Source organism: Streptomyces sp. NPDC049813, assembly GCF_044465085.1.
Classification (GTDB): Bacteria; Actinomycetota; Actinomycetes; order Streptomycetales; family Streptomycetaceae; genus Streptomyces.
In genome coordinates this window covers 183,679-187,206 of sequence record NZ_JBITLI010000016.1, presented here as the reverse complement: position 1 = coordinate 187,206, position 3,528 = coordinate 183,679, and the positions used below count along the sequence as shown (strand labels likewise).

The 3,528-nt window shown below is 71.0% G+C and carries 4 protein-coding genes; 3 read left to right on the top strand and 1 reads right to left on the bottom strand.

The window, feature by feature from the left end; translation table 11 throughout:
- Positions 1–95 precede the first annotated feature (95 nt).
- Positions 96–755, bottom strand: coding sequence for a class II aldolase/adducin family protein (locus tag ACIBW6_RS28695; protein WP_399064557.1), 660 nt, complete (start codon positions 753–755; stop codon positions 96–98).
- A 135-nt stretch (positions 756–890) separates the two neighbouring features.
- Here ACIBW6_RS28695 and ACIBW6_RS28690 point away from each other — a divergent pair, with 135 nt between their 5' ends.
- The 3 genes from ACIBW6_RS28690 to ACIBW6_RS28680 all read left to right on the top strand — a co-directional run bounded on the left by ACIBW6_RS28690 (position 891) and on the right by ACIBW6_RS28680 (position 3,368).
- The gene (locus ACIBW6_RS28690; protein WP_399064555.1) at positions 891–1,634 is read left to right on the top strand and encodes a lysozyme; all 744 of its coding nucleotides are present in this window, start codon (positions 891–893) and stop codon (positions 1,632–1,634) included.
- 219 nt (positions 1,635–1,853) lie between these two features.
- Positions 1,854–3,131, top strand: a complete 1,278-nt coding sequence (locus tag ACIBW6_RS28685; RefSeq protein ID WP_399064553.1) for an anion permease — start codon at positions 1,854–1,856, stop codon at positions 3,129–3,131.
- Positions 3,132–3,146: 15 nt separating this feature from the next.
- Positions 3,147–3,368: a hypothetical protein gene (locus ACIBW6_RS28680; RefSeq protein ID WP_399064551.1), complete on the top strand. Its 222-nt coding sequence runs from the start codon at positions 3,147–3,149 to the stop codon at positions 3,366–3,368.
- The last annotated feature ends 160 nt before the right edge of the window (positions 3,369–3,528 follow it).

Below are 3,528 nucleotides of genomic sequence, written 5' to 3'. Positions count from 1 at the left end.
AGCGTCCTAATAGCGGAGCTATTCGGGCGCTTCGGCAACGCCGCGAGCGTGCGTGCCGGACGCCGCGGGGCAGGCGGGACTTTCAAAACACGCCCCTAGGTCGTGGGCTGCTGTCCGTATCCGCGCAGCCGCTCCGCCACGGTGTCCAGCTGCTCCTCGGTGAGGAGGGAGGGGGTGCGGCCGGGCACGGAGTGGGCGGTGAGCCACAGGCGGCACATCCACTCCAGCTGCGCGGTCCGGTCGTAGGCGGCGTCCAGGGTGGGTCCGTGGGTGACGGTCCCGTGGTTGCGCAGCAGGCAGCCGGAGCGGCCGGCCAGCGCGGCGAGCATGTTCCGGGCCAACTCCTCCGTGCCGTAGGTCGCATAAGGGGCGACCCGCACGAGGCCGCCCAGGGCGGCCGTCATGTAGTGGACGGCCGGGAGCTCGGTCACCAGGGTGGAGACGGCCGTGGCGTGCACCGCGTGGGTGTGCACGACGGCGCGGGCGTCGGTGTGCCGGTAGAGCGCGAGGTGCATGGGGAGTTCGCTGGTCGGCGCGAGGGTGCCGGCCCGCCGCTCGCCGTCGAGGCCGACGGCGAGGAGGTCGCCGGGGCCGAGCCGGTCGTAGGGGACGCCGCTCGGGGTGACGAGGACCGTGTCCCCGACGCGCACGGAGACGTTGCCCGAGGTGCCGACGACGAGTCCGTCGCTCACGGTTCTGCGGGCTGTCGTCACCAATTCTTGCCACGCCTGCTCGAGTTCCGTCATGCCGGGCATCTTGTCAGGCAAAGTAAGGCGGGCAAAGGGGCTCATATCGCCCATTCCAGACCGTTGGTGTGGCGTGAACGGGCAGGACGGATCCCCCGGAGGCTTCCGGGAGAGCGTCGTGCGCGGCGCCATCCGGGGGGAAACATGGCTCGTGACCGCAAACCGTCCCACCACCGCACCCGCATCGCCGCGGTGACCTCGCTGGCCGTCCTGACACTGGGCGGGAGCGTGCTCGCGGAGCTGCCCGCGCAGGCCGCGGCCAAGCCCCGAGGGCATGACGTCTCGTCACACCAGAAGAACGTCGACTGGCGGAAGGCGAAGAGCAAGGGGGCCCGGTTCGTCTATGTGAAGGCGACCGAGTCGACGAACTACAAGAACCCCTACTTCACCCAGCAGTACAACGGCGCCCGCCGCGTCGGCATCATCCGGGGCGCTTACCACTTCGCCCTGCCGAACAAGTCCTCCGGCAAGGCGCAGGCCTCGTACTTCGTGCGCAACGGCGGAGGCTGGACGCGGGACGGATGGACCCTGCCGCCCGCGCTCGACATCGAGTACAACCCGTACAGCAAGAAGAAGTGCTACGGGCTGAGCAAGGCCAGGACGGTGGCGTGGATCAAGTCCTTCAGCGACGAGGTCCGGCGCAGGACCGGGCGGCGTCCGGTGATCTACACGAACAGTCTCTGGTGGAAGACGTGCACCGGGAACAGCCGCGCCTTCGCCGCCACGCACCCGCTGTGGCTCGCCCACTACAGCTCGGGCCCGGGCGCGCTGCCCGCGGGCTGGGCGTACTGGACCTTCTGGCAGTACGCCAACGGCGGCAGCCTGCCGGGCGACCAGAACCGCTTCAACGGCACCCTGGCCCAGCTGAAGAAATTCGCCCGGGGCTAGAAAGGCCGCGAAAGGCCAGGACACAGCGGTGACAAGAACCACAGCCGTTCTCCACGGAACCCAGGATTCCAGGGGTCGGCACGGTCACTCTCCCACAGGGTCGCCTCAGGTCCGCCGTCAGTTCACCTTCCGTTCATACAGTCGACCTACGTTCACCGAGGCTTCGGCAATCAGCCGTGGTCAGCGACGCCGTCCGCAACCTGAAACGGATATACGGATATGGCACTTGATGCCACACTCCTGCTCGCGATCGTGATCGTCACCGCACTGGTCTTCGACTTCACCAACGGTTTTCACGACACCGCCAACGCGATGGCCACCACCATCTCGACGGGCGCCCTCAAGCCGAAGACGGCGGTGGCGATGTCCGCCGTCCTGAACCTCGTCGGTGCCTTCCTCTCCGTGGAGGTCGCCAAGACCATCTCCGGCGGCATCATCAACGAGGACGGCCTGCGGACCGAGGTCATCTTCGCCGCGCTCGTCGGCGCCATCCTCTGGAACCTGCTGACCTGGCTGGTCGGGCTGCCGTCCAGTTCCTCGCACGCGCTGTTCGGCGGGCTCATCGGCGCCGCCGTCATGTCGATGGGCTGGTCCTCGGTGAACGGCGGCACCGTCGTCACCAAGGTGCTGCTGCCCGCGGTCGCCGCGCCGCTCGTGGCCGGTGTCGCCGCGATGCTGGCCACCCGGCTCACCTACCGCATCAGCAAGAAGACCGACCAGAAGGCCACCGCCAAGGGGTACCGCGCCGGGCAGATCGCCTCCGCCGGTCTCGTCTCCCTCGCGCACGGCACGAACGACGCGCAGAAGACGATGGGCATCATCACCCTCGCCCTGATCACCGGCGGCGTCCTGTCCCCCGGGGCCAACCCGCCGCTGTGGGTCATCGTCTCGGCCGGTCTCGCCATCGCGCTCGGCACGTACCTGGGCGGCTGGCGGATCATCCGCACCATGGGCAAGGGGCTCACCGACCTCGCCCCGCAGCAGGGGTTCACCGCGCAGACGAGCGCCGCGACCGCGATCCTCGCCTCGTCGCACATCGGCTTCTCCCTCTCCACCACCCAGGTCTGCTCGGGCGCCGTGATGGGCGCGGGCCTCGGCCGCAAGGGCGGCGTCGTCCGCTGGTCGACCGCCACCCGGATGTTCGTCGCGTGGGGCCTGACCCTGCCGGCCGCGGGACTGGTCGGCGCGGGCGCCGAGTTCCTCACCAAGCAGGGCTCGTGGGGCATCGGTCTGACGGCCCTCCTGCTGATCGGGGGCTCCGCGGTCATCTGGCGGCTCTCCCGGCGCGACTCCGTGGACCACACGAACGTCACCGCCGACGCGGCCGGTGCCGCGGCGGAGCCGGCCGGCGTGGTGACCACCGCCATCGCCGCGGTCAGCCCGCCGCCCGTCGCCGCCGCCGCGGGGCCCGCGCCCTCGGTCGAGGTGAAGACCACCATCCCCGCTCCGCCGCAGACCGTGGCCGACCCCGCGCGCCCCGCCGGCGCCACGCTGTAAGGAAGCAGGACAGCTATGAAGATCGACTGGGCGGCTCTCGGCTCCGTCTTCGGGGTCAGCCTCGTGGCCACCGTGGCCCTGGTGGGCCTGTTCACCCTCGGCGTCGTCGGCCTCTCCAAGCGGGAGTCCGCTGCGGAGCGCGGCGACTCGGCGGCGGCCGTCACCTCCGGCGCGTACCTCTGCTTCGCGCTGTGCGCGGCGGCCGTGGCGTACGGGATCTTTCTCATCGTCGCCTGACGGCGACCGCTCGCCGGTACCTGAGGCGGGGGGGGGGGGGGGCCGCCCGCCGCCGCCCCCCCCCCCCCCCGGGGGGGGGGGGCCCCCCCCCCCCCCCCCCCCCCCCACGCCGCTCTCCCAGGGCAGGACCGCCACCGCCTCCTCCACCGAGAACGGCGGC

Coding starts and splice junctions, on each gene's coding strand:
- ACIBW6_RS28690 (WP_399064555.1), top strand. CDS start 891: ATGGCTCGTGACCGCAAACCGTCCCACCACCGCACCCGCATCGCCGCG.
- ACIBW6_RS28685 (WP_399064553.1), top strand. CDS start 1,854: ATGGCACTTGATGCCACACTCCTGCTCGCGATCGTGATCGTCACCGCA.
- ACIBW6_RS28695 (WP_399064557.1), bottom strand. CDS start 755: ATGCCCGGCATGACGGAACTCGAGCAGGCGTGGCAAGAATTGGTGACG.
- ACIBW6_RS28680 (WP_399064551.1), top strand. CDS start 3,147: ATGAAGATCGACTGGGCGGCTCTCGGCTCCGTCTTCGGGGTCAGCCTC.